This is a genomic window from Streptomyces sp. NBC_00683, from assembly GCF_036226745.1.
Lineage (GTDB): Bacteria > Actinomycetota > Actinomycetes > Streptomycetales > Streptomycetaceae > Streptomyces.
Genome location: NZ_CP109013.1, coordinates 7909676 through 7935673, shown reverse-complemented (window position 1 = coordinate 7935673; position 25998 = coordinate 7909676). Strand labels below are relative to the sequence as shown.

Here is a 25998-nt window from a genome sequence, read left to right as displayed (position 1 = left end):
GCCTCGGCAGCCCGGTGAAGGGTTCACCCTTCCCGTACGACCACGGCTCGGACGCGTACGACTTCCCCCGGGCCATGGCATCGAAGGCCGGCACAAGGGGCGCCCTCAGGCTATCCGCGCGTCGGCCGGGCGGCAGCGCGGCAGGTCCGGCAGCGCCGGGAGTGCCGAGTGGCGTGCCCGGGGCGACGGACATACCTTTCCCGAAAGCGCCGTTTTGTCACCCTGCGCCCAAATGGTGGAAGGTCGGAAGTCGTGAGCGCCAACAGTGACGACCAGGAACGTCCGGAGCCCGCGGTGGGCCCCACTCCCCAGGGGGAACCGGAGTTTCGCCCCTACCACCACCCCGCGGCGGGCTGGGGCGCGGCCAAGAGCGTGACCCGTTTCCTCGTACGCGAGGGCGCTCTTGTGGACGGCCCACGGGCGATCATGCGCATGAACCATGAGAACACCGGGTTCGACTGTCCCGGATGCGCGTGGCCGGATGACACCAAAGGGCTGCACCTGGACATCTGCGAGAACGGGATCAAGCACGTCACCTGGGAGATGACCCGCAAGCGGGTCGGACGCGAGTTCTTCGCCGCCCACTCGGTGACCGAGCTGTCCGGCTGGAGCGACTACGACCTCGAGAACCAGGGGCGACTGACCGAGCCGATGGTCTACGACCCCGTGTCGGACCACTACGTCCCGATCACCTGGAAGGACGCGTTCGAGGTGGTCGGCCGCGCGCTGCGCGGGCTGGACAACCCGAATCAGGCGTCGTTCTACACCTCCGGCCGCCTCGGCAACGAGGCCACGTTCCTGTACCAGCTGATGGCCCGTGAACTGGGCACGAACAACCTGCCGGACTGCTCCAACATGTGCCACGAGGCCAGCGGTCGCGCCCTTCAGGCGGCCCTGGGAACCGGCAAGGGAACGGTCGACCTCAAGGACTGGGAGAGCGCCGACGCGCTGTTCATCCTGGGGGTCAACGCCGCCTCCAACGCGCCCCGGATGCTCACCGCACTGGCGGAGGCCTTCCATCGCGGTGCCCAGATCGTGCACGTGAACCCGCTGGTCGAGGCCGCCGCCACACGCACCATCGTTCCCCACGACTTCGTGGACATGGCCGTCCTCAAGACGACGCGGACCAGCACCCTGAACCTGCAGCCGCGCATCGGCGGCGACATGGCTCTGCTGCGCGGCATGGCCAAGGCGGTCCTGGAGCAGTCCACGACCGACCCCAAGGCCCTGGACCAGGAGTTCATCGACCGCCACACCGCCGGCTTCGAGGAGTACCGCGCGCTGTGCGAGGCCACGCCGTGGGAGGAGATCGAGAACCAGTCCGGGCTGAGTCGCGCCGACATCCTGAAAGCCGCCCGGGTGTACGGCGAGGCCGACCGCAGCATCGTCAGCTGGTGCCTGGGCGTGAGCCAGCACGAGCACGGCGTCGACACCGTCCGGGAGATCGTCAACCTGCTCCTGCTGCGCGGCAATCTGGGCCGGGAGGGGGCCGGCCCCTCCCCCGTGCGGGGGCACAGCAACGTACAGGGCAACCGCACCTGCGGTATCGACCACCGCCCCACCGACGCGTTCCTGGACCGCCTCGCCGAGGTCTGCGAGATCCAGCCGCCCCGTGAACACGGCCTGGACACCGTCAGGACCATCGAGGCGATGCAGCGCGGCGACGTGAAGGTGTTCGTCGGCATGGGCGGCAATTTCGCCCTCGCCGCGCCCGACACCCCGGTCACCTGTGCGGCGCTGCGCAGCTGCGACCTCACGGTGCAGGTGAGCACGAAGCTGAACCGCAGCCACCTCGTCCACGGCCGGCAGGCACTCATCCTTCCCTGCCTCGGCCGTACCGAGAAGGACCATCAGCGCAAGGGCATCCAGAGCACGTCCGTCGAGGACTCGATGAGCATGGTCCACATGTCGATCGGCATGAAGCGCCCCGCCTCACCGCACCTGCTGTCCGAGCCGGCCATCGTCGCGGGCATGGCCCGCGCTGCCCTGCCCGACAGCGCCACGCCCTGGGAGTGGTACATCGAGGACTACGACCGTATCCGGGACACCATGGCCAAGGCCCTCGACGGCTTCGAGGACTTCAACCGCCGGGTGCGCCTGCCCCTCGGCTTCCGTATCAAGCAGCCCGCCCGCGAACTGGTCTTCCTCACCCCGTCCGGTCGCGCCGAGTTCTCCACCGCCGTCCTGCCCGACGTCGTCCCCGCCCCCGGCACCCTGGCGCTGGGCACGATGCGGTCCCACGACCAGTGGAACACCACCATCTACTCCGACAACGACCGCTACCGCGGCATCAAGAACCTGCGCACGCTCGTCTTCATGAACCGGGCCGACATGCGCGAACGCGGAATCGCCGACCTCGGGCCCGTGGACATCACGAGCACCGCCAAGGACGGCAGCCGGCGGTTCCTCAACGGCTACCTCGCCATCCCGTACGACATTCCCCGTGGCTGCGCCGCCGGCTACATGCCCGAGATGAACGTGCTGTGCGCACTCGGTGACTACAGCACCCAGAGCGACCAGCCGCTCATGAAGCACGTCAAGGTGACCATCGGTCCTGCCACCTGAGGGGAAGGGCGCGCAGGCCGGGCGTCGCGTCATCGGGGACGGACCAGCCGCTCCAGAAGAAGGTAGGCACGCTGCTCCGCGGCGGCGAGTTCGGTGGGATCGATCTCCGCCGGCCAGAGCTCGCCCGCCGCGGCGTCGTCGGCCTCGCGCAACTCCACGACGGCCGCCGCCAGGCGCGTCTGGACGACCGGGACCGATGGCTCGGCCTGTCCGTCCAGGGCACGTTCCGCCTGCCCCGACGCCTCGGTGCACGCGGCCAGCGCGCGCTCCGCCCGTACCGCTGCGTGGTCATGGACCACCACGAGCGCACAGCCCAGCGCGATGACGATCCCGAGCACGCTGCTCAGCGCCCGGTCCTCGACGAGGGCTCCGGCCGCCGAGGGGGCGGCCAGATCGGTCAGCAGCAGCGCCAGGGGTGTCAGGAAGACGACGCCGAGACCGTAGTTGCGGGCCACGACGTACTCCAGCAGGAACTCCAGAAGGACGATCACCAGGACGAGCACCACCGGATCGGGGCGCGCGGCGAGCACCACGAGAGCGAGCGTCAGTCCGGCGACCGTGCCCAGCGTGCGCTGGATGGCGCGCTGTGTCGCCGTACGGACGTTGACCGAGTGCAGCACCGCGGCGGCGGAGATCGCGGCCCAGTAGCTGTGGCCGAGGCCCAGCACAAGCGCGGCCCCTCCCGCCAGTCCGGTGCCCAGGACCATCCGCAGGGCGGGGACGAGCAGGACCGACGTGCGACCGGGGCGTCCGTGGAGCTGCCCCGTCACCAGTTCGGAGGCACGCAGTTCGGCGTCGCGCCGGGTCGTGGAACCGGTGGGAGCGCGCTCTTGGTCGTCGACGGCGACCGGGCCGGCCAGGGTGCCCACGGGCGGGAGCGGCAGCTCGGGCAGCAGCCGCGGTTCCCGTCGACGGCGGCTCACCAGGAGGCGGGCCTGGTCCCGCAGGCGCCGTGCCAGGGCGGTCGGGTCCTGCGGCCGTCGGCGGGTGGAACCGTTCAGCAGCGACCAGGAGAGGTCGGTCAGACGAACGCACGTGTCGCCCCGGCCACCGAGTTCGGCGGCTGTCGGCGGCATGAGGCCGAGTGTCCGGTACGCCTCCAGGACGGCCGCGGTCGCCCTGTGGCGGACGAGTCCGCCGCCCTTCCCTTCGCCGATGGCCTCCAGCAGCTCCGCGAGTTCGCGGAGAGCCGCGGCCACGGCCAGACGGCGCGGACGGTCCGGGTGTACGAACCAGCCCGACACGGCCAGCACCCAGGCGACGGCCGCACCCGATGCGGCCAGCGCGGTCTGGGGAAGGATGTCCGCCGGAGCCGGTGAGCCGTTGGCGGCAACGGCGAAGGAGAAGAGCAGCAGCACCGCGCCGAGCCCGCTCAGGCGCGCGGCGTCACAGGCGAGTTTCGCGATCCCTGCCACCACCGCCATGGCCACGACCACCACGGCGGATCCCGTGTCACCCGGATGTGCCCACACGGCAAGAGCCGAACCGCAGCCCACACACGCGGTCATGGCCACCGCGACCAGTGCGAGCACGCGGGCGCGACGCGCATAGGGCAGATTGCGGCCGAACGTGGTGGTGAAGGAGCCCAGCATGGCGTAGACAGCCTGATCGGCATGCCCGGCCAGTGCCATCGGCAGCGCCGGCAACGCCATGGCCAGAGCGGCGCGCAGCGCGAAGGACAGGGCGCCGTCCACGCTATGCAGGGCGAGCGCGCCACGCGGAGAGAGAGCGCGCCCCACCTGCCGTGCCGAACGCCTCATGTCACTCCCGATCACAGCGGGGAGACGCAGGCGAAAACGGGACATACGCGGTGTATATCACCTGGCTCCTCTGCCGGTCGGGTCATGGATCGCCGCAGTCGTAGGGCGCGGGTCGGGGCCGGCGGCGGGAATTGCACCGCCCGAAAGGCGGGTTCGCGATGCAGGAGAGGCTGGGCACAGGCATGTCTTCGGAGTCCCGCACGGCATGCGGGCCGTACCCATGGCCGAGCCCGCCCGGACGTTGCCGGTCGGGCGGGTGATCACCGCCCGGGAGCCGGGATCGGTCATCGCCCGCGCCCTCGCCGAGACCGCCCGCCTCACCGATGTCTCGGCAGCCCTGGACCGACTTCCCGAGGATCCCGGGCGGCAATAGGCGTGCGCCAGGCCGGTCGCGCCGTGACGATGCGCCGGACGCGGCCCGTGGGTCGCATCCGGCGCGTCGCTGCTGCCGTACTAGTCCGAGGTGTGCTCCTCGGGAGGAAGACCGGCCTCTTCGCGGTCCTCCTCGACGCGTTCGGCGAGTCGCTTCTCGTCCGGTCGCCTGGGCATGCCGCGTCCGTGACCCTGGTCCGGGTCGCCCTCGACCTGCTTGTTGGACTTGTGGTGGTGATGCGCCATCGTTCTCTCCTTGCGTTGCCCGGGCGGGCGCCGCGAATGATCCCGACGCCCGCCAGGATGCGTTGCCGGACGAGGCCTGATCGGGGTCCGGGCTACCGCCCTCGGCGGCTGCGCCGCGGATGGTGCGGTGGCGCGAGTCGATCGTGCGGCGCAGTGGACGGGCGCGGAACTCCGGCTGGTAGCCGTGGGCGACCAGCAGCTTCTTCGCTCCCGGTGCGCGTGAGGGGTCGTCTCCACTCAAACTCGATGTCGATCGCTCCGCAAACGGAGTGGGTCTGTCGGCACAGCGGTAAAGCACGCGGGCAGGAACGCGCCGCGCAGCCGGCGCGGGAGCCGGTGCCGAGGGCAGGCCCGTGACGATCACGGCCCTTGACGGTCAGAGCGCCGGGCGGGTGCTCTCCCGTACCACCAGCTCGAACCCCGCGGTGAGTCGCGAGTGTGGCGCCATCGCGCCCGCGTCGATCCTGCGCATCAGCGCGTCCACGGCCAGCTCGGCGATGCCCCGCTTGTCGGGAGCGACGGTGGTCAGGGACGGCACGCTGTAGCGGGACTCCTCCACGTCGTCGAAGCCGACCATGGCCAGGTCCTGGGGCACCCGTACGCCCTGGTCGTGCGCTGCGCGCAGCGCGCCCGAGGCCAGCAGGTCGTTGAAGCAGAAGACGGCGTCCGGCGGGTCGTCCAGGGCGAGCAGCGCATGCATCGCCTCCGCCCCCGCTCGGCGTGTGAACTCCCGGGTGTCCGGGACGAGTCGGGGGTCGTGCGGGACCCCTGCCGCGTGCAGCGCGGTCAGGTAGCCGTGCATGCGCTGGACCGTCGTCGCGTGGGCGAGTCCGGCGGGCTGCCCGATGGCAGCGACACGGCGTCGGCCGAGGGAGAGCAGGTGGTCGGTGGCCTCGCGGGCGGCGGCCGCGTTGTCGATCAGTACATGGTCGGCGGGGATCTCGTAGGACCGCTCGCCCAACAGGACCAGTGGGACACGCCGTTCACGGGCGCCGAGAACCTGTTCGTCGAGCCGGAGCGGGCTGAGCAGCACCCCGTCGATGAGCGGATCGCTGAGCCCGCAGGCGATGCGCAGCTCCTCGGCAGGGTCGCCGCCGGTGTCCTCGATGAGTACGGTGCAGCTCCGCTTCTTCGCGGCTGCGATGACCTCCGCGGCCAGTTCCGCGAAGTAGGGCGACACGAGTTCCGGGACGGCGAGCGCGATGATGCCGCTGCGTCCGGTGCGCAAGTGGCGGGCGGAGGCGTTCGGCTGGTAGTCCAGCTCCGCGATGGCGTGCAGGACCCGCTCCCGGGTCCTGTCGGCCACTTTCGCCTCACCGCGGACGACGTTCGACACGGTCTTGATCGACACCCCGGCGCGCTCCGCGACGTCCTTCAGGCGACTGCCTGCCACGTGATCCCCCCTCCTTCGGCACCTGGAGCGTACGTCATGTTCCAACGTTGCAATGCCGGATGCCGAACTTCCCGGCCCACCTCCCGCAGGAAGTTCCTGCCGGAGGTGTTGACGCCGCATTACGCGCCGGATACAACGTTGTAACCGCAGCGGGCAGCCCAGCAGTACGACTGCCACTGCCCTCTATTCCAACGTTGTACTCCACCTCTGCCGTGGAAGGACGCTTACCCATGCGGGACCGCATACCGCCCCCTCCGTCCCCTGTCCCGTCGCCCGTCCTGCCCCCCGCCCTGCCGCCCGCCCCGTCCCGTCGCCGCGTGCTGCGCGGGACGCTGGCGCTCGGCGCGACGGGCGCCACCGCGCTCGCCGCCGCCGGCTGCGGCAGCACGGTGGCGCAGGGGTTCACCGGCGGCGCACCCGAGCCGGACCGGCTGAACTTCTGGAATCCGTTCACCGGCGGCGACGGCGAGCGGATGCTGGCCATGCAGGACGTCTTCCGCACCGCACACCGGTCGGTCGACCTGAGATCGGCGACCTTCCTGTGGGGCAACCCCTACTACACGAAGCTGACCCTCGCCACGCTCGGCGGCCGCCCGCCGCAGGTCGCGGTCACCCACCTGTCGAAGGTGCCCACGCTCGTCGAGGCGGGCCTGCTCTCCGAGTTGCACAGCGCGGACCTGGCCCGGCACGGAATCACCCCCGACCGGTTCGACGCGCGCCCCTGGCAGAAGTCGCAGGTCGAAGGCGTGCTGCACGCCGTGCCGATAGACACGCATCCGTTCGTGCTGTATTTCCGTACGGACATCGCCGAGAAGGCCGGACTCCTCGACGGACAGGGCCGGTTGGCGGACCTGGACGGACCCGACGCCTTCATCGACGCGATGCGCGCGGCGAAGGAGGTGACCGGCGCCTGGGGCGGTTCGATCGCCTCGGTGAAGGACGCCTCGACCCAGTTCCGCCTGTTCTGGTCGCTGTACCGGCAGCTCGGCGGCGGGGATCTCGTCGCCGACCGGGGCCGGCGGGTCGTCGTCGACACTGCGGCCGCCGCCGAGGCTCTCGCCTATATGCGCCGCCTGACTCACGAGAAGGTCGTACCGCCTGCCGCCGACGGACAGGGCGGCGCCATCACCCTCCTCAACACCGGCAAGGCCGGCTTCCTGATGGACGGCGTCTGGCAGGTCCTCGCGGTGAAGTCCGCGAAGGTGAAGTTCGACATGCGGCCGCTGCCCCGGATCTTCACGGACGCCCCCTACGCGTGCGCTGCGGACTCGCACGCCCTGGTACTGCCGAAGGCTCCTTCCGCGAAGGCCCAGCGCCTCGACATGTCACTGGAGTTCATCGCTTCGATGCTGCACTCCAGCAACCTGTGGGCCGAGGGCGGCCATGTGCCGGCCTGGCTGCCGACGCAGCGTTCGCGCACCTACCGGGAGCTGGTGCCGCAATCGCACTACGCCGCTGCCGCGGACGGAGCTGTCTACGACCCGGCCGCGTGGTACGGCGGCGCTGGCAGCACCCTGCAGCAGGTGGTGGGGGACGCGGCGACCTCGGTGTTCACCGGAGCCACGAGCCCCACGGCGGGCGCCGAACGGATCCGCCGCGAACTGCGTGAACTGGCCGCACGGCCCGCGCCGGTGTGACCGCTCCGGCCCCTCCCCCGTCGGTACGACCGTCCGGATCGTGCCGCCGCACTTCAGCTCCGTTCCACCCGCCCCTGGATTCCGAACGCCTTGACCGAAAGGCCGACCCGTGGCCACGACAACCGCTCTTCCCCCGCCGTCCAGCCGAGGTGACCGCTGGGCGGGCCCGGGGATGCTGCTGCCCTTTGCCCTCTTCTATCTGGTGTTCCTGGTGGGACCGCTGGTCTACGCCGTGGTCGCCGGGTTCTTCGGAACGAGCCTGCTCAGGAGCGGCCTCGGAGATTTCGCCGGCTGGTCCAACTACGCCGCGGTTCTCGGTGATTCGGAGTTCTGGCGGACCCTGGGCAACACCCTGTGGTTCACGGTCCTGACGACCGTGCCGCTGGTGCTGCTCAGTCTGGCACTCGCGCTGCTCGCCGACCGGTTCGTACGCGGCCGCTGGTTCTTCCGGTTCGCCTTCTTCGCGCCGTTCGTGCTGCCCTCCGCGGTGGTGTCGCTGCTGTTCATGTTCATCTACGCCGACCAGGTGGGCCTGGCCCAGTCGGTGGCCACCTCGCTCGGCGTGGACTCCCCGCCGTCCTGGCTGGGCGATCCGGACTGGGCGATGGTGTCCATCACGGTGGCCACCGTGTGGTGGACCATCGGCTTCAACTTCGTGCTGTACCTGGCCGGTCTGCAGGAGGTGCCGCGCGAGGTGCACGAGGCCGCCGCGGTCGACGGGGCCGGACCCTGGCAGCGCATCCGCCTGGTCGTCGTCCCGATGCTGGGCCGTACGACGACGCTGGTCACGGTCCTTCAGGTGATCGCCTCGCTGAAGGTCTTCGACCAGATCTACATGATGACGGGCGGCGGCCCCGACGGCAGCACCCGCCCCTCCCTCCAGCTGATCTACGACACCGGCTTCGTGGAGGGCCGCGTGGGCTATGCCTCGACCGTGTCGCTGCTCCTGTTCGTGGTGATCCTGTTCGTCTCCCTCGTCTGGTTCGCCCTGGTCCGCCGCGCCGAGAAGGAGAACTGACCATGACCTCGACCGCCGTCCGCCCCGTGACGGACCACCGACCGACCGCCACCGACCCGCCGAAGCGGCGCTACGACGCGGAGCGTCTGTTCAACCGGGTGGCGCTCGGCGTGCTGATCGCCTTCGCGCTGCTGTGGCTGGTACCGCTGGTCTGGGCTCTCGCCACCTCGATACGGCCCGCGCAGGAGGTCGTCACCGACCCGACCGGGTGGTTCACCGCGCATCCGACGCTCGCCGCGTACGGGGAGATCTTCGACGCGGGCAAGCTGCCCTACTGGTACGCGAACAGCTTCATCACCTCGGTCCTGACCACCTTGTTCACGGTCGTCCTGGCCTCGCTGGCGGCGTTCGCGCTGTCGCAGACCCGGTTCCGGGCACGCCGGGCAGCGTTCCTGCTGCTGCTCGCCGGGATCATGGTCCCGGGACAGGTCCTGATGATCCCGCAGTTCCTCGCGCTGCAGTCGGCGGGACTGCTCAACACCTACTGGGGCGTGATCCTGCCCCAGGTCCCCAACGTCGTCGCCGTCTTCGTCTTCAAGCAGTTCTTCGACGGGATCCCGCGCGAGCTCATCGACGCGGCGCGCGCGGACGGCGCGAGCTGGCTGCGCACGTACGCGCAGATCGTGATGCCGGTCTCCCGGCCCGCGGTCTCCGCCGTGACGATCTTCGTGTTCGTCGGCGTGTGGAACAACTTCCTGTGGCCGCTGCTCGTCGTCACCGACCCGGAGATGATGACGCTGCCCGTCGGACTGACCTCCGTCCAGGACGTGTTCGGCGTCCCCTACGCACAGCTCATGGCGTCCGCCGTGCTCGGCGCGATCCCGCTGCTCGCGGTGTTCGCACTCTTCCAGCGCCGCATCGTCGAGGGCATCGCAGGCACCGGCCTCAAGTGAGCCGCCACCACGCCCGCCACCTGCCCGATCAGCCGCAGTCGTCCACCCTTCAGGAGAGACCCATGTCGGCGCATCGCCCCGCACGACCGCTCTCGCTCCGCACCGCCACCCTGCTGCCCCTGCTGCTCGCCCTCCTGGCCGGCCTGGTCGTCGTCCAGTCCGGCACACCGGCCGCCGCCGCGACCGGTACCCTCCTGCGCGACGGCACCGGCCTCTACCCCCGTGCCGTCCGACTCGCCCACAGCGGCGCCGCCAACGGCCGCGTGCTGGCCTCGGTCGTCACCTTCTCCGGCAACAACGGCCTCGGCGCCGTCCACGAGAGCACCGACGGCGGCGCCTCGTTCCGGGAGGTCGGCACGGTCAGTGACCCCGAGGCCGCGGCCGGCCAGGGGCTGTGCTGCTCGGCCCTGTACGAACTCCCGCAGCAGGTCGGGTCCCTGCCCGCGGGGACCTTGCTGTGGGCCGCGTCGGTCGGCCAGGACGAGCCGAACCGGCGCATGGCACTGCGCGTCTTCAGGAGCAACGACATCGGACGCAGTTGGTCCTACCTCTCGACCATCGCCACGGCACCGGACACCAAGGGCCTGTGGGAGCCGGAATTCTCCGTCGACGCCACAGGCGCCCTGGTCGCGCACTACTCCGACGAGACCGACCCCGCCCACAGCCAGAAGCTGGTGGCCGCCCGCACCACCGACGGGCTGAACTGGACCGGGCACCACGACACCATCGCGAGCACACTCGCCTCCGACCGCCCCGGCATGGCGGTGGTCCGCAGGATCGGCGACGGCACGTACGTGATGTCGTACGAGATCTGCGCAGCCGCGGGCCAGTACGTGTGCGTCGTGCACTACCGCACCTCCCCCGACGGCTGGAACTGGGGCGACCCCGCCTACCTGGGCATCCGCCCGGAGACCGCCGACGGCAAGTACTTCAAGCACGCGCCGAACCTGGCCTGGGCTCCGGAGGCGGGCAACCCGAAGGGCCGGCTCTTCCTCGTCGGCCAGGTCATGTACAACCGTGACGGCAGCCGGGCCGAGGGCAGCGGTCGCACCGTCTGGGTCAACAGCACCGGTGCCTCCGGGAGCTGGCGAGCCGTGCCCGCGCCGGTCACCGTCGAGTCGACGACCGTCGACTACTGCCCCAATTACAGCTCCAGCCTGCTGCCCTCCCCCGACGGCACAAGCCTTCTGCAGATCGCTACGGACTGGGCAGGTTCCGTCTGCAAGCCCTACTTCGCCACCGGCTCCGTTCCCGCCGCGTGAACCCTGAGCACCCCACCCGTACCACCTGTTGTGAAGGATGAACATGCACCAGATGCCCCACCCGCCCAAGCCGGAGTACCCGCGCCCGCAGTTCGTGCGACCCGACTGGCTGAACCTCAACGGTGAGTGGCAGTTCGAGATCGACCGCGGCGATTCGGGACTGGAGCGCGGCCTGCTCACCCGGGAGCTCGCGGACCGCATCGTCGTGCCCTTCGCACCGGAGTCACGGGCCTCGGGTGTCGAGGACACCGACTTCCTGCATGCCGTGTGGTACCGCCGCGAGGTGGTCGTCCCCGAGGCCTGGGCCGGCCGCGACGTGCTCCTGCACCTGGGAGCCGTGGACCACGACGCGACGGTGTGGGTGAACGGCGTCGAGGTCGCACGCCATCGCGGCGGCTTCAGCTCGTTCACCGCCTCGCTCAGGGGAGTCGCGACGGCGGGCGAGACGGCGACCGTCGTCGTCCGGGCCCGCGACACCCCGTCGGATCCGCAGGCCCGGGGCAAGCAGGCCACCTGGTACGGCAACACGGGCTGCCACTACACCCGCACCACCGGCATCTGGCAGACCGTGTGGCTGGAGCCGGTGCCCCGCGCGCACATCAGCTCGCTGAACATCGTCCCCCAACGCGCCACCGGCAGCTTCCACATCACCGCGGAGCTCTCGCACCACACCGCGGGCCTCACGCTCGAAGCCGTACTGACCGACGAGGCCGGCGATGTGTGCGTGGCCGCCGTTCCCGCGGACGACCTCGCACCGGGCCTCACGCTGCCGGTCCCGGCCGACCGGGTCCGCCTGTGGTCGACGCAGGACCCCCATCTGTACGGGCTGCGTCTGCGCCTCACCCGGGACGGCGAGGTGGTCGACGAGGTCGGCTCGTACGCAGGCCTCCGGTCGGTCGCGATCAGCGGCAACCGCGTCCTCCTCAACGGCCGGCCCGTGTTCCAGCGCCTCGTCCTCGACCAGGGCTACTGGCCGGACACCTTGATGACCTCCCCCAGCGACGACGCCCTGCGCCAGGACATCGAACTCGCCATGGCCGCCGGCTTCAACGGAGCGCGACTCCACCAGAAGGTCTTCGAGGAGCGCTTCTACTACCACGCCGACCGCCTGGGCTACCTGGTCTGGGGCGAGTTCGGGGACTGGGGCGCATCCGGGCAGGGACCGGCGGGAAACAACCAGCAGCCCACCGCCTCCTTCGTCGCCCAGTGGCTCGAAGTGCTGCGCCGCGACCGCAGCCATCCGTCGATCATCGGCTGGTGCCCGCTCAACGAGACCCATCAGCTCCTCCACGACCGGCTCACCCAGCTCGACGACGTGACCCTCGCGATGTACCTGGCCACCAAGGCCGCCGACCCGAGCCGCCCGGTCGTCGACGCGTCCGGCTACGCCCACCGCGTACGCGGTGCGGACGTCTACGACTCCCACTCCTACGAGCAGGACCCGGAGGCCTTCCGCCGCGAGCAGTCCGGCCTTCGGGACGGCCGTCCCTTCCTCAACGAGCTGGACGGCGCGGCCATGTCCTACCCCTACGCGGGACAGCCGTTCTTCGTGTCCGAGTACGGCGGCATCTGGTGGAACCCGCGGCGCCTGGGCGAGGACCAGGAGTCCGCGGACGACCCGGGCCGGGCCGACTCGTGGGGCTACGGCCAGCGGGTCGGGAGCGTCGAAGCGTGGCACGACCGCTTCGAGGGCCTGACCCGCGTCCTTCTCGAGGACCCCGACATGTTCGGCTACTGCTACACGCAGCTGACCGACACCTTCCAGGAGGAGAACGGCCTCTACGACTTCGACCGGAAGCCCAAGTTCGACATCGCCCGGATCCGCACCGTCCAGACCGCCGAGGCAGCCTACGAACGCCCGGAGGGGAACCGGGGGACCGCCTCCCGGTGACGGACCGGAGCCCGTCCCGGGAGCGGCGGGTGCGGACCAGCACCGGGGGGTGCTGGTCCGCGCGGGCAGCAACGAGGTCCGGCAGTGGACACATGGGTCTCCTGTTCGAGTGAAGCCCGGAGCATGGGGCAGTCGGTGAGTGGCAGGACAGACTCGCCCGGCAGTGGCGGCGGGCAGAACCGGGTTCGGGAGGCCACGATGGTGCGGACGGTGGGTGTCGAGGAGGAGCTCCTGCTCGTCGACGAACAGAGCGGCGAGCCCCGTGCGCTGTCGACGGCCGTGCTGGCCCTCGCGGAACGCCGCGCGGCGGGGAACTCGGTCTTCGAGCCGGAACTCCATGACCAGCAGCTGGAGTTCGCCACCGAACCGCGCACCGACATGCGCGAACTCGCGGACGAGATCCTGCGCTCGCGGGCCGAGGCGGCGAAGAGTGCCGCACAGGCCGGGGCCGCCGTGGCGGCCCTCGCGACCGCGCCTCTGCCGGTCAGCCCCTCGATCGGCGAGGGCGAGAGGCACCGGTGGCTCGCCGAGAAGTTCGGACTGACCACACAGGAGCAGCTGACCTGCGGATGCCACGTGCACGTCTCGGTGGACTCGGACGAGGAGGGCGTCGGCGTACTGGACCGCATACGTCCCTGGCTCGCGGTGCTCCTTGCGCTGAGCGCCAACTCACCGTTCTGGCAGGGCCGCGACAGCTCGTACGCCAGCTATCGGAGCAGGGTCTGGGGGCGTTGGCCGTCGGCCGGGCCGTTCGAGATCTTCGGTTCCGCGGACCGCTACCACGAACAGGTCGCGGCACTCGTCGACACGGGAGTCCTGCGCGACAAGGGAATGATCTACTTCGACGCACGGCTCTCGCACCGGTACCCCACGGTCGAGGTCCGCGTGGCGGACGTCTGCCTGGATCCGGCCGACACCGCGCTGCTCGCCACGCTCGTGCGCGGGCTGGTCGACACAGCGGCACGCAGCTGGTCCGAAGGGGAGCCGCCCGACCCGGTCGGGGTGGGTGTCCTGCGTATGGCCGCCTGGCAGGCCGGACGGGACGGGCTGGAGGGGCAGCTGCTCCACCCCCTGACCATGCGTCCCGAGCCCGCCTCCGACGTGGTGGGCGCCCTGCTCGCGCACGTCCGCGATGCCCTGGAGGAAAGCGGCGACCTCGCCCGGACCGAGATCGCGATCAAGAACGTACTGGAGCGCGGGACCGGGGCACGGATCCAGCGGGAGGCACTCGAGGGCACGGGCAGTCTCCGTGACGTGGTGGCCGCGTGCGTGTCCAGGACGCACAGCTGACCCTGGAGCTGCCTTCCCGGCCTGAATCTTCCCAGGTCACAGGCCCATCCGGAGCACGAGCACGACGAAAGTCACGTGGCCCGGTGACGTCGGGGACATCGGAGTCCGGAGGAAGGGCCTACGGTTCGGCCCCTTCGGCTCCGCCATCCTGGAAGGGGAAGCAGGGGGATTCTGCTCATTCGGGCAGCTGACGACTCGGAGCCTTTCATGCACGACAGTGGCGTCGCCATCATTTCCCGGCACCCCCGCGCAGCAACGGAAGCACGGTACGTCCTGAAGCGCATTGCCCCTGGTGACTGCGCGGGAACGGACATGGCCGCCCTGCTCCTGTCCGAGGTCGTGTCGAACGCCGTCCGTCATGCGAAGGGCACTGCCATCGAGGTGGCCGTCGGCTTCGACCGGTCGGCCGGAATGATCACCGGTGCTGTCTTCGACACGGAGCCCCTGATGGGAGACGGTGCGCGGTCCAGCCTCGTCGGCGTCGGCGACGAGGAGACGGACATGGAGACAGGACGCGGGCTGGACCTGCTGGATGCGGTCGCGGGCACATGGGGCGTGGCGACAGTGGGCTCCCACGGCAAGTGGGTGTGGTTCCAGGTCTCCGCGTCCTGAGGTTCAGGGCTGATCGTTGCGTCCGGTGGGCGGCGGGTGCAGGGGAAGGCGAAGCGATACGCGGAATCCGCCCGCTTCCGGACCGGCCTCAAGTTCCCCGCCGAGGAGGGAGGCGCGCTCGCGCAGTCCGATCAGGCCGTTCCCGCCACCGGGCAGGTCGTGTCCGGGCGGGCCGGCCGGCGGGCCGTTGGCCACACTGAGGTCGACACGGTCCGGGCGGCATTCCAGATCGATCCGTACCGGGGCGCCGGGAGCGTACTTGGCGGCGTTGGTCAGTGACTCCTGCACCGTGCGGTAGAGAGCCTGTTGCAACACCGTGGGCAGCGACTCGGGGTGCCCTTGAACGCGCAGGTCGACCTGTAGGCCCGCGTGCTCCGCGCTACGTGCGAGGTCGTCGAGGTTGCGGGCCTCCGCCTGCGGGGCGCGCGGCTCGGTTCGACGGGCACGGTCGGGCGTGAGCACTCCCAGGATTTCGCGCAGTTCCTCCAAGGCTTGGCGGCCTTCGTGCCGGATCTGCTCCGCCTCCTGGGCGACCTTCTCGTCCTTTGCGCCGGGACCGACCTTCAGCGCTGCGGCCATGAGGACCATGTGGCCGACACGGTGCGAGACGACGTCGTGCATTTCCCGGGCGATGCGGGCTCGTTCATGGATCCGTGCCCGTTCCAGGACGAGTCCGTGTTCGCGTTCCCGTGTGGCGAGTTCGGCCTGGGACGCTGCGGCCAGGTCGGAGCGCAGGGCCACGGCGTAGCCCACGACCAGCGGCCCGATCGCCAGTGCGAGCGAGTAGCCGGCCTCGCGGAAGTCCCAGGCGTCACCCAGGTGGAGTGCGGCGACGTCGGCCAGGCTCGCGAGGACGGCAAACAGCGCGAGGATGCGTGGTCGCCGGTGGTGGACGGCTCCGACGGTGTAGAGGGCCACGGCCAGCGCAGTGGGGGTGAACGCCAGCACGTGGCAGACCACGACCAAGCAGGGGATCGCGAGGGGCAGGCGGTGTCTCCACCACAGCAGGAGTCCTGTTGCGCCCGACACAAGGGCGATCACTGTGATCGGGGCCCCTGTGAGAAGACCGTTCGACGGTTTGCCCCAGCTGTTCGCCACACCGATCGCCGCGGCCGCGGCGGCTACCGCGGCGTCCACGCGCTGCGTCGGCCAGTGGCTGAAGCGAGTTCGTCGCAGGAAAGGCACCCGACCAGATCCTTCTCTGCCGGCCCGGCCGTCGGCCCCGACGGGTCGCCGCGGGCGGGAAGTCCCGGAGATCAGCGTTCCATGCCTGCGCGGTAGGCCAGGCGGGCGGCCTGGACCCGGTTCTCCGCGCCGATCTTCGTCAGCAGTCGGCTGACCTGGTTCTTGACGGTGCCTTCACTGATGTGGAGGACTTCGCCGATACCGGCATTGGGCAGGCCTTGTCCGATGAGGCCCAGGATCTCTCGCTCTCTACCGGTCAGGGACTCCAGCGCACGCTGCTCCTGTGCGGTCAGCCGGACCGAGTGCTGAGCAAGCTGGTCCATGACCCGCCCCGTCACGGAGGGGTCGAGGGTCGCTTCGCCGGCCGCGACGAGGCGGACGGAGCGCAGCAGCTCCTCCGGTGGGGTGTCCTTGAGGAGAAACCCGCTGGCTCCCGCTCGGATTGCCTCATCGACGTACTCGTCCTCCGCGAACATGGTCAGAATCAGCACCTGTGGCGGTACCGGCAGGGCCCGGAGTTCACGGGTCGCGGCCAAGCCGTCCATACCCGGCATGCGGATGTCGACCAGCGCCACATCCGGGTTGAGCCGACTCGCCGCGTCCACGGCGCTGCGGCCGTCCCACGCCTGGGCAACGACGTGGATGTCGTCCGCGGAGGCAAGGATGTCGCCCAGCCCTCGGCGGACGATCTCGCTGTCGTCGGCGACCAGAACGTTGATCACTTGGGTGACTGCCTCTCACGCGGCCCGTGCCTGCCGGGTCTGAGCAAGACCAGAATGCGGACAGACTATCCCAGAGCGGACCCTTCTCCAGGGCGGCCCACTTGTGACCATCCGGGTTCCCGCCGCCCGGGAAGTACGACGCGGACGCCCGTCTACACCGTCGACACGTCCTTGCCGCAGGTGCGGAGGCTGCACCATCTGCGCCGACCGCTCTCGTCGGGAAACACCCAGCCGCAGCCCTCCCCCGGACACACGCGGATCATGAATCTGGCCGGATCGGCCAGCAGTTCGGCCGCGCTGCGGGCCACACCGAGAAGGGGCAGACGCAGTCCGGCAGACGGCGACAGTCGCCACCGGCCCAGCCCGTCCTCGCCGAAGACGAACGCGGAGGATCTTGCCGCGGCCTCCGCCACACCGGCTACCGCTTTGAAGGCCCGCACATCATCGGGGGCGGTCAGAACGGCGTAGAGCTGCGTACGGAACTCCCGGGCCTCCTGCAGGACGGCCGCGGCATCGTCCGGTTGCTGCGCTGCCTGCTTGAGCAGCCCCGACACGAGCCATTCCTCCGCGAGATCCATATGGCCTGCCCAGACGGCGAGGGTGGAGTACGAGCGCAGCCACTCGGAGCCGGGCGAAGGCTGACCGCGCCAGCCGGCGTAGGTGTTGCAGAACTCGAGCGCGGGGTTACCGCTCGTGGACCAGGGCAGCCACTCCTCCCCCACACGCACCGCGTACACGGGACCCGGCGGTCGGTCCAGCCGGGGATCACCCCGCAGCATGCGCTCGTGCAGGGTCCGCAGTCCGGCACCCGGCTCGACGCCGAGACGGCTCACGAGCGCCTGCCGGGTGAGCCGGTAGAGATCGAGGGCCTCGCCCTGCCGGCCGCTTCGGCGCAGCCCGGTCATCTGCGCGGCGACCAGCCTCTCCCTCTCTGGGTGCCGGGGGGCGAGCGGTGAGAGGTCGGCGACCACCTTGTCGTGGTCGCCGAGTTCCAGGTGGGCCTCCGCTCTCTGTTCCAGTGCGGACATCCTCAGTTCGTCGAGGTGGCTGCCGAGCCGCTTGCGCAGCGCGTCGTCGGCCACGTCGGCAAGCAGCGGACCGTGCCAGAGGGCAAGTGCCTTGTCGTAGTGGCGCACACGCTGCACGGCGTCCGCGGTCGCCCGTGCGCGGCCGCACAGGGCGATGAAGTCTCCGGCATCGACGGTGTGGCCACCCGGGTCGAGGGCGTATCCGCCGTGCCGGGTGTCGATGTGCAGCCCGTGCGGCCGCAGTCGGGCGCGGACGCGGCCTATGTAGGTGTGGATGGTGCGGCGGGCGGACGCGGAGGCGTCACCGTCCCACAGCAGGTCGGCGAGGCGGTCGGTGGCGACGACCCGCCCTGCCTCGAGGAGCAGGATCGCAAGGAGGCAGCGCTCCTGACGGCGGTCGGCGACAAGGACCGGTGCACCTTCGTGTCGGGCCTCGAACGGACCCAGCAGTTGGAACTCCATGACCTTGGTGAGCGTATCCGGCCCGGCCGCGCGGCAGATAGGCATGGTCAGCAAGTGGTGAGAAGCCGGGGTCACGCTCTGCCGGAGACAACAGCCGAACCTCCTGCACGGGAAGTCATCATGCGACGAACAGCTCTGGCCATCGGAACAATCCTGGCAACCACTCTCCTGGGCGCGACGCCGGCCCAGGCCACCGACGCCGGCCTTCAACACGATCTCGGCTGGGAGCCCGCGCCCTCCGCGCCCTGGGATGTCGCCGCAGGTCTCCGGTGCGACTTCGCCATCCATGGCGAACCTGTCGTGGACGAGGTGGTGCAGCGTGTTCTGGCCCGGTACCCGGACGGGTCCCCGAAGAGTGTGGCGTACAAGGGGGACCTCGTCGTCCGGGTAACCAACAAGGCCTCGGACGCCTTCTACGACGCGGACGCGAGTGGCTCCGCGATCGTCGAGTACCGCACCGACGGATCACAGTTCTGGTCGGTGCTGGGGCCCGTCCTGGTCGGTGTGGGTGAGGGCAACCTTGACCGGGGCCTGTACATCGTCGACGGCGTGTACACCCTGACCATCAGCGCGTCCGGCCACAAGACCGTGACCATGGCTCATGGCTCGACGACGGACATCTGCGAGCAGATCGCCTGAACCGCACTCCTCGACGGGCCCACTTCCTGGAGTTCGCCGCGCCCGTGAAGCTCGGAGGGCCGCAGAGGCCGTCAGAACGGCATGCGCCAGCGGGCGCGACGACCGGCCGAACCACTGCGCCCGACGGCCTTCGAGCTGCTGCGGAAGGGCTTGCTGAAGGCGCGGCCCAGGACTCCGGGCGCCTTGCTGCCCGCACGGGAACCCAGCCCCAGCGTGCGCTGGGTTCCCCGCTCGGGATGGCGGGAGAGCCTGGGGACGAAGAACGCGAGTACGGCCAGGACGACACAGACGGCGACTATTCCGACGATGATCATCAAATCTCCTTCTGTAGCGGTGCAAACCTCGCCTGCCCGCCGAGAGCGCCCCCAATCCGGCTGAGAGCTGTCCCTTCCCAGCTGAAGCGGCCGCCGACGCGCTCACCCGCACTCAGGCGGCCGAACTCGTTCGGTCAGGGCCGAACAAGACCGGCGCGGCGCACGTACTGGAGCTACGAGCAAGCCGGAACGGACCGATGCCGGACGAAGGATGGACGAGATGACCGCAACGACAAGAAGCGGGCGGACTTGGCGGGGGCGCGGGAGCATTGCTCTGGTCGCCTGTGGTGCGCTGGCCGCCGGAGGCCTCACGGCTGCCGGCGTGAGCGTGCTGGAGCCGGGGACCGCGACAGCCTCGAGCCACCGGGAGGCACCCCTGATCTCCGGGCAGCCGCAGTTCGACAACACGGACGTGTACGCGTTCGTCAGCCCCGATCATCCCGACTCGACGACGCTGGTGGCGAACTGGCTGCCGTTCCAGGAGCCGGCCGGTGGCCCCAACTTCTTCACGTTCGCCAGCGACGCCCGCTACGACATCCACGTCGACAGCGACGGTGACGCCCAGGACGACCTGCTGTACCGGTTCACCTTCAAGGACCACCGGAAGAACGAGAACACCTTCCTCTACAACACGGGCGCGGTGGAGAGCCTGACCGATCCGGACCTCAACTTCACTCAGACGTACGACCTGGAGCTGCTGCGGTTGCAGCACGGGAAGCAGACCTCGAGCCACCCGCTGGCCAAGGGCCTGCCGGTCGCGCCGTCGAACGTCGGCAAGGCGTCGATGCCCGACTACCAGGCGCTGCGCGACGAGGCGGTGCAGAAGATCGCCGGTGGGCTCAAGGCCTTCGCCGGTCAGGCCGATGATCCGTTCTTCCTCGACCTGCGGGTCTTCGACCTCCTGTACGGCGGTGACCTGTCGGAGGTCGGCAACGACACGCTCAAGGGCTACAACGTCAACACGATCGCCCTTCAGGTGCCGAACTCGTACATCCGGGAGTCCGCCGAGCAGCCGGTGGTCGGCATCTATGCGACGACGGAGCGGAAGAACGCCTACGGCGACTGGACGCGGGTGTCGCGGCTCGGCATGCCGCTGGTCAACGAGGTCGTCAATCCGGTCAAGGACAAGGACAGGTTCAACGCGTCGTCGCCCGAGAACGACGGCGACTTCCTGAAGAACGTCACCGAACCCGAGCTGCCGAAACTCATCGAGGGGATCTACAAGATCAAGGCTCCGGCGGAGCCGCGCGACGATCTCGTATCGGTGTTCCTGACCGGGGTGAAGGACCTCAACCAGCCTCCGGGCGTCAAGGCGTCGGAGATGCTGCGCCTCAACACCTCAGTCAAACCGGTCGCGGAGCCCAAGCGGCTGGGGGTGCTGGACGGTGACAACGCGGGCTTCCCCAACGGGCGGCGTCTGACGGACGACGTGCTGGACATCGCGTTGCAGGTCGTCGAGGGCGAACTCGTCGGTTCGAAGAACGACCTGGGCGACGCCGTGGACGCGAACGACAAGAAGTTCGGCACCGCCTTTCCGTACGTCGCCCTGCCCGCCGCCGGTTCCGACATCAAGGCGGCGGAGGTGTCCACGAAGGCGGACTCCACAGGGCTGACGGGCGGAATGTCCTCGATCACCGCGTCGTGGGACGACGACACGGTGATGCTCGCCTCCGCGGGATCGGGGGCCGCGACGGTGCTGCTGGTCGGCTTCGGTGCGGCGTGGTTGCGTTCCCGCCGTCGAACCGAATCCCGGTCCTGGCTCGGCTGACCTCCGGCCTTCGGGCTGTCCGGTGCAACGGCCGCCCGGCCTCACCTGACGACGACCCGCCGGCGTGTGCACCCCCGCGACGCTGCCGAACCACCCACCGAGAACAAGGAGGGCAGCACCGATGCCCGTACGCAAGCCGCGGTTCGCGCGATGGTGTCAGCGACGGCAGGGACCGGGGCGCTGGCGGGTCTCCGCAGTCGTGGCGGTGGCTCTCGGGCTCACGGTCACCTCGGTGGCGTCCGGGGCCGGCGGTGATGCGGCGCGGTCCGAGCGGGCGGGGCGAGCGCTCACGGCGGATGTGCCCGTCGAGCAGTTGGCCGTCGGGGAGCTCGCGCAGGGCGTCACCGCCTTGCAACGGCACCTCGCGACGCAGCCCCGGGACGCCACCGGGTGGGCGACGCTGGGCGCGGCATATGTCGAACAGGCTCGGACCAGCGGTGATCCGACACGGTATCCGCAGGCCGAGGCGGCTTTCGAGCGTTCGCTGAAGCTGCGGGCCGCCGACGGGAACGACGCGGCACTCGCCGGGCAGGCGGCGCTGGCCGCCGCGCGCCACGACTTCGGGACGGCGCTGATCCTGGCGGACCGGGCGCTGAGGGTGAACCCGTACAGCGAGCGGGCGCTGTCCAGCCGGGTCGACGCCCTGGTCGAACTCGGCCGCTACGACGAGGCGTCGGAGGCGGTGGAGCTCGCCGACCGGCGGCGTCCCGGCATACCCGTCTTCACGCGGTTCGCATACGTCCTGGAGTTGCACGGCGACGTGAAGGGGGCACGTCGGGTGCTGCTGCGGGCGCAGGCCTCGGCATTCAGCACCGCCGATGTGGCCTATGCCGCCACATCCCTCGGCCACCTCTCCTGGTCCCAGGGTGAGTTCCGTCAGGCTCTGGACCATTTCGCGACCGCTCTGCGCGCCGAACCGGGGCACCTGCCGGCGCTGGAGGGACGAGGTCGTGCCCTTGCCGCGCTGGGCGATCGAAAACGTGCGGTGAGCGATCTCGAAGAGGTCGTACGGCGTTACCCGCTGCCCGGGCAGCTCGCCGCCCTCGCCGAGCTGTACGAGACGGGCGGACAGCGTCGGCAGGCCGAGGAGCAGTACGCGCTCATCCGTATCTGGACCCGTCTGGCCCGCGCCAACGGCGTCGCCACCGATCTGGAGTCCTCTCTCCTGGAGGCCGACCATGGCGACGCCGCCGAGGCGTTGAAGTCGGCGCGCGCCGAATGGGCCCGCCGCGAGAGCGTGCATACGGCCGACGCTCTCGCCTGGGCGCTGCACGCGAACGGCAGGAACCGGGAGGCGCTGACGTATGCGAAGAAGGCGACCGCCGGGTCGCCCGGCTATCGGAACGCTTCTTTCCTCTTTCACCGGGGCATGATCGAGCGCGCTCTCGACGACGACGGGGCTGCCCGCCGCGATCTGCGCGCCGCGCTCGATCTGAATCCGGGCTTCTCACCCACGGGAGCCCGCGACGCCGCATCCGCTCTGTCGGCGCTGACCCGGCCCCGGGGTGACTCATGATCCGCCGCACCGCCGCCTGCGCTCTCGCCACGCTGGCGACGGGCACCGTCCTGGCTCTGCTCCCGGCCCAGTCGGCGCAAGCACACCCCTTGGGCAACTTCACCGTGAACCAGTACGACGGTCTCGTCGTCGTTCCGGGGAAGCTCAGCGTGGACCATGTGGAGGACCTCGCCGAGATCCCGGCCTCGCAGGAACGGAACCGCATCGACACCGACCGGGACAACCGGCTGGCGCCGGACGAACTGTCTGCATGGGCCCGGGCGCGGTGCGGGGCGGCCGCCGAGGGCGCTCGGCTCACGGTCGGGGGCGAAGGAGCGGGCGGAACAGGGGTCTCCGTCTCGGTGCGGAGCACGAAGGCGCAGGTGCGTGCGGGGCAGGCGGGGTTGCAGACCCTGCGCGTGACCTGCGAGATGACGGCCCCGCTGCCGGACGACGCGCGGCTGCGACTCGCGTACCGCCCGGCGGACGTGGCCACCGGCGCCGGGTGGCGGGAGATCACCGCACGGGGCGACCGGATGACGGTGTCGGGGGCGGGCGTCCCCGACACCTCCCGGTCCAGGCGGCTGACCGCGTATCCCGACGATCTGCTCTCCTCACCGCCCGACTCGCGTTCGGCCGCCTTCACCGTTCGCCCCGGCGGGTCGGCGCTGCGGGCGGGGAGCGCGGACGAGGAGACCGGTCCCCCGGCGCTGGGCGTGCTGCCACGCGGGACGGATCGTTGGACACAGGCGCTGACCGGACTGGTCGCCCGGCACGAACTGACCGTGGGCTTCGCCGCGCTGGCGCTCGGAGCTTCCCTGCTGCTGGGTGCCATGCACGCGCTGGCCCCGGGGCACGGCAAGACGATGATGGCCGCCGCCGCGGCGGCGGGCGGCCGCAGTTCCCTGCGCGACATGCTGGCCCTCGGAGCTTCGGTGACTCTCACCCATACGCTGGGCGTCTTCGCCCTGGGTGCCCTGATCACCGCCGGCTCGGCGGCGGCGCCGACCGTGGTGTCCTGGCTGGGCATCGCGAGCGGCACCTTGGTCGCAGTCGCAGGGGGGCTTCTGCTGCGCAGGGGGTGGCGTCTGCGCCATCGCCCTCACGGCCACGGTCATCACCACGGGCATGAGCGCGCCCACACACACGAGCACGGTGAGGACACCGGAACCCGGGACGGCGAAGAGCGGGTTCCCGCTCTCACTGCTGTGCGCCGGGACGAGCACGGCGGCAGAACCGCGGCCCGCTCCCACACGCCGACGGGTCCCGGCCAGGTGCACGGCGACGATCACGGCCATGCGCATGACCATGGCCATTCCCACAGCCACGTACCGCCCGCCCCCGGTCTGCGCGGCGTGATACTCCTCGGCCTGGCCGGCGGGTTGGTCCCGAGCCCCTCCGCCGTCGTCGTGCTCATCGGCGCGGCCGCTCTCGGCCAGGCGTGGTTCGGTTTCCTGCTGGTCCTGTCGTACGGGGGCGGGCTGGCACTCACCCTCGCGGGAGCCGGGTTCGTGGTGGTGCGGCTGCGGGAGACCACGGCGCGGAGGCTGGTGCGGCGGCCGCGAGGCCGGGTACTTGCTCATGCGCACCGGCTGGCACCGATCGCCACGGCCGCCGTCGTCCTGGTGCTCGGGTGCGGGCTGGTGTTCAGGGGACTGGCAACCGCTCTGAGCTGAGAAGGTACGGGCAGGCCCGGCATGAAATCGCACCGAGGACTGCGATCGCGCCGCCGGGCCCCGGAGGACGCCGCCGCCGGTGGAACGGTCAGTTCCAGCTCTGGGAGTACCGGCGGCGGTAGCTGTTTCGCCGCCGGGCCGATCGGATCAAGCCGGTTGCCGCGAGCACGAGAACACTCACAGCGATGACCAGCAGCCCAGGGGTGAGGGCCCGGAGGCTGATGAATCCGCCGAACATCGGAAGCCCCCATGCCCCTGGGGCAACGGCTCCCGGGGCAACGACTCCTGCGGCAGCCGGGGGTGGGACCTGGCCGGTACCGCTCTGGTCAGCGGTCAGTCTCACTCCGAGGGCTGCCATCGCGGTGGTTGCCGGCTGGAAGTACGTGGTACCGCCGATCGTGCAGTCGCCGTTGCCCCCGGACGTCAGGCCGAGGGCCAGCCCGTCCGCGAACAGCGGTCCCCCGCTGTCGCCGGGTTCGGCGCAGAGCGTCGTCTCGATCAGGCCGGTCACCGTACCCTCGGGGTAGTTCACCGTCGCGTTCAGCGCAGTCACCCGGCCGGAGCGCACCCCCGTGGTGCTGCCGCTGCGGAAGGCCCGTTGGCCGACGACAGGGTCGGCGACCGCCGTGATCCTCACCGCCTGGTCACCACCGACACCGACGACGCTCCTCGCGCCGGAGGCCTCGGCGTTCCCGTACTCGACGAGCGAGAAGTCGCTGCCGGGAAAGCTGCCGGCCGTCGTGGTGCCGAGTTGCCGGGTACCTGTCGCGTCCTGGAACCAGGTGGTTCCGCGTGGACCGCAGTGACCGGCTGTCAGGACGAAATCCTGCCGGCCGTCGGTCACATTGAACCCTGCGGAGCAGCGTCCGTTGCGGGCGAAGATCGGGTCGGCGCCGTTGAGTCTGGTGGAGAGGGTTCCTCCGGTCCGCCGCATGTGCACGAAGCTGCCGATCTCCTCGGCAAGGCCTGACATCCGTGACCAGTCCGTGGCGGACACGGTGCTGTCGGCATGCACGACGATCCGGTTGGACGCGTAGTCCACCGCCCATGCCGTGCCGGGCACCCGGGGGGCTCCGCTCAGCGCAGCGGTGGCCGACCGGAGGCGCGCCGTGCTGTGACGGACGAATTCGGCGCGTGCCCCCGCCCGGCGGACCTCCGCCGCGGCCTCCTCATCGGTCACCGCGACGACCGGGCGGCCGTCGGATCCGATCCAACTACCCGCCGTACGCGATGTGCCGAGCTGCGAGACCAGATCCGCGGCGAGCTCGGGAGGCGGAGCGGTGCCGCTTCCGCCGTCCGCCGGGGCAGCGGATTCGCCCGCCACGGCGCTGGTCACCATCAGCCCGCCGCAGAGCAGTCCGCCGACGGCCGCCAGCCGCGCGATCCGTTGCAGGCTGCGTCGTGCGTGCCTCATCCGTTGCCCCTCGACCGTTCGGACACGACGTCACCGACGCCGGGGACCGCGGGATTGAGCGCCCTCACCTCCATACGTGCCGCCTTGCTGTCCTGTTCACCCGGCCATGGCTGCCTCCCGGCCGGGGAGCGGGTTTCAGCCGACTGCCCTTGTTCCGGCAGCCGTGGGGCTTCCTGTGCGGGAACGTGCGCACACCCCGACGCGCACCCGACGGTGCCCCCTGCTCCACCCCGCCCCGCCGAACCTGTGGTGAGAGGCATGGGGGTGCCCCTCGCCAAGCGCGCCGAACCGCCGTCCGTTCCGGCGGCCATCGCCTTCTTCCTGGGCCGATGCACGCTCGGGCACCCCCCTCGGCA

Annotated in this window: 21 protein-coding genes; 13 read left to right on the top strand and 8 right to left on the bottom strand. The window is 70.6% G+C overall.

The window, feature by feature from the left end; all coding sequences use genetic code 11:
• Positions 1-252: 252 nt before the first annotated feature.
• Positions 253-2565 (top strand): FdhF/YdeP family oxidoreductase, encoded by a 2313-nt coding sequence (locus OG257_RS34540; protein WP_329213941.1) that lies wholly within the window; start codon positions 253-255, stop codon positions 2563-2565.
• Positions 2566-2594: 29 nt separating this feature from the next.
• Here the strand turns inward: OG257_RS34540 and OG257_RS34535 are convergent, their stop codons facing one another.
• Positions 2595-4325: an FUSC family protein gene (locus OG257_RS34535; protein WP_329213939.1), complete on the bottom strand. Its 1731-nt coding sequence runs from the start codon at positions 4323-4325 to the stop codon at positions 2595-2597.
• Positions 4326-4530: 205 nt separating this feature from the next.
• Here OG257_RS34535 and OG257_RS34530 point away from each other — a divergent pair, with 205 nt between their 5' ends.
• On the top strand, positions 4531-4698 hold the full coding sequence (locus OG257_RS34530; protein WP_329213938.1) for a hypothetical protein: 168 nt from the start codon (positions 4531-4533) through the stop codon (positions 4696-4698).
• Positions 4699-4778: 80 nt separating this feature from the next.
• Here OG257_RS34530 and OG257_RS34525 read toward each other — a convergent pair whose 3' ends face one another.
• The gene (locus OG257_RS34525; RefSeq protein WP_329213936.1) at positions 4779-4943 is read right to left on the bottom strand and encodes a hypothetical protein; all 165 of its coding nucleotides are present in this window, start codon (positions 4941-4943) and stop codon (positions 4779-4781) included.
• 376 nt (positions 4944-5319) lie between these two features.
• The gene (locus OG257_RS34520; RefSeq protein WP_329213934.1) at positions 5320-6336 is read right to left on the bottom strand and encodes a LacI family DNA-binding transcriptional regulator; all 1017 of its coding nucleotides are present in this window, start codon (positions 6334-6336) and stop codon (positions 5320-5322) included.
• 230 nt (positions 6337-6566) lie between these two features.
• Here OG257_RS34520 and OG257_RS34515 point away from each other — a divergent pair, with 230 nt between their 5' ends.
• The 7 genes from OG257_RS34515 to OG257_RS34485 all read left to right on the top strand — a co-directional run bounded on the left by OG257_RS34515 (position 6567) and on the right by OG257_RS34485 (position 14939).
• Positions 6567-7973: an extracellular solute-binding protein gene (locus tag OG257_RS34515; RefSeq protein ID WP_329213932.1), complete on the top strand. Its 1407-nt coding sequence runs from the start codon at positions 6567-6569 to the stop codon at positions 7971-7973.
• A gap of 109 nt (positions 7974-8082) precedes the next feature.
• Positions 8083-8991: a carbohydrate ABC transporter permease gene (locus OG257_RS34510; RefSeq protein ID WP_329213930.1), complete on the top strand. Its 909-nt coding sequence runs from the start codon at positions 8083-8085 to the stop codon at positions 8989-8991.
• A 2-nt stretch (positions 8992-8993) separates the two neighbouring features.
• Entirely contained in the window at positions 8994-9884 is an 891-nt protein-coding gene (locus tag OG257_RS34505; RefSeq protein WP_329213928.1) for a carbohydrate ABC transporter permease, read from the top strand.
• 62 nt (positions 9885-9946) lie between these two features.
• On the top strand, positions 9947-11146 hold the full coding sequence (locus OG257_RS34500) for a sialidase family protein (RefSeq protein WP_329213926.1): 1200 nt from the start codon (positions 9947-9949) through the stop codon (positions 11144-11146).
• A gap of 43 nt (positions 11147-11189) precedes the next feature.
• Entirely contained in the window at positions 11190-13037 is a 1848-nt protein-coding gene (locus tag OG257_RS34495) for a glycoside hydrolase family 2 protein (RefSeq protein WP_329213924.1), read from the top strand.
• 198 nt (positions 13038-13235) lie between these two features.
• Positions 13236-14327: a glutamate--cysteine ligase 2 gene (locus OG257_RS34490; RefSeq protein ID WP_329215501.1), complete on the top strand. Its 1092-nt coding sequence runs from the start codon at positions 13236-13238 to the stop codon at positions 14325-14327.
• Between the two features lie 312 nt (positions 14328-14639).
• Entirely contained in the window at positions 14640-14939 is a 300-nt protein-coding gene (locus OG257_RS34485) for an ATP-binding protein (RefSeq protein WP_329213922.1), read from the top strand.
• A gap of 3 nt (positions 14940-14942) precedes the next feature.
• Here OG257_RS34485 and OG257_RS34480 read toward each other — a convergent pair whose 3' ends face one another.
• The 3 genes from OG257_RS34480 to OG257_RS34470 form a co-directional block, all read right to left on the bottom strand.
• On the bottom strand, positions 14943-16124 hold the full coding sequence (locus OG257_RS34480) for a sensor histidine kinase (RefSeq protein ID WP_329213920.1): 1182 nt from the start codon (positions 16122-16124) through the stop codon (positions 14943-14945).
• A gap of 71 nt (positions 16125-16195) precedes the next feature.
• Positions 16196-16846, bottom strand: a complete 651-nt coding sequence (locus OG257_RS34475) for a response regulator transcription factor (RefSeq protein WP_329213918.1) — start codon at positions 16844-16846, stop codon at positions 16196-16198.
• A gap of 152 nt (positions 16847-16998) precedes the next feature.
• Complete coding sequence (locus OG257_RS34470) at positions 16999-18336, bottom strand: BTAD domain-containing putative transcriptional regulator (protein WP_329213916.1); 1338 nt, start codon at positions 18334-18336, stop codon at positions 16999-17001.
• Positions 18337-18456: 120 nt separating this feature from the next.
• On the opposite strand from OG257_RS34470, the gene OG257_RS34465 reads away from it, so the two are divergent.
• Positions 18457-18975, top strand: coding sequence for a hypothetical protein (locus tag OG257_RS34465; protein WP_329213915.1), 519 nt, complete (start codon positions 18457-18459; stop codon positions 18973-18975).
• 71 nt (positions 18976-19046) lie between these two features.
• On the opposite strand, the gene OG257_RS34460 is transcribed toward OG257_RS34465, so the two are convergent.
• Positions 19047-19289: a DUF6411 family protein gene (locus OG257_RS34460; protein ID WP_329213913.1), complete on the bottom strand. Its 243-nt coding sequence runs from the start codon at positions 19287-19289 to the stop codon at positions 19047-19049.
• Between the two features lie 220 nt (positions 19290-19509).
• Between OG257_RS34460 and OG257_RS34455 the strand changes: the two genes are divergently transcribed.
• The 3 genes from OG257_RS34455 (at position 19510) to OG257_RS34445 (ending at position 24228) form a co-directional block, all read left to right on the top strand.
• Positions 19510-21057, top strand: coding sequence for a DUF4331 domain-containing protein (locus tag OG257_RS34455; RefSeq protein WP_329213911.1), 1548 nt, complete (start codon positions 19510-19512; stop codon positions 21055-21057).
• 121 nt (positions 21058-21178) lie between these two features.
• Positions 21179-22573 carry a tetratricopeptide repeat protein gene (locus tag OG257_RS34450; RefSeq protein ID WP_329213909.1) on the top strand — a complete coding sequence of 465 codons (1395 nt, stop codon included), beginning with the start codon at positions 21179-21181 and terminating at the stop codon, positions 22571-22573.
• The gene (locus OG257_RS34445; protein WP_329213907.1) at positions 22570-24228 is read left to right on the top strand and encodes a nickel transporter; all 1659 of its coding nucleotides are present in this window, start codon (positions 22570-22572) and stop codon (positions 24226-24228) included. Before OG257_RS34450 ends, OG257_RS34445 begins: the two co-directional genes overlap by 4 nt.
• An 88-nt stretch (positions 24229-24316) precedes the next feature.
• Here OG257_RS34445 and OG257_RS34440 read toward each other — a convergent pair whose 3' ends face one another.
• Positions 24317-25642 carry a S1 family peptidase gene (locus OG257_RS34440; protein WP_329213905.1) on the bottom strand — a complete coding sequence of 442 codons (1326 nt, stop codon included), beginning with the start codon at positions 25640-25642 and terminating at the stop codon, positions 24317-24319.
• Positions 25643-25998 lie beyond the last annotated feature (356 nt).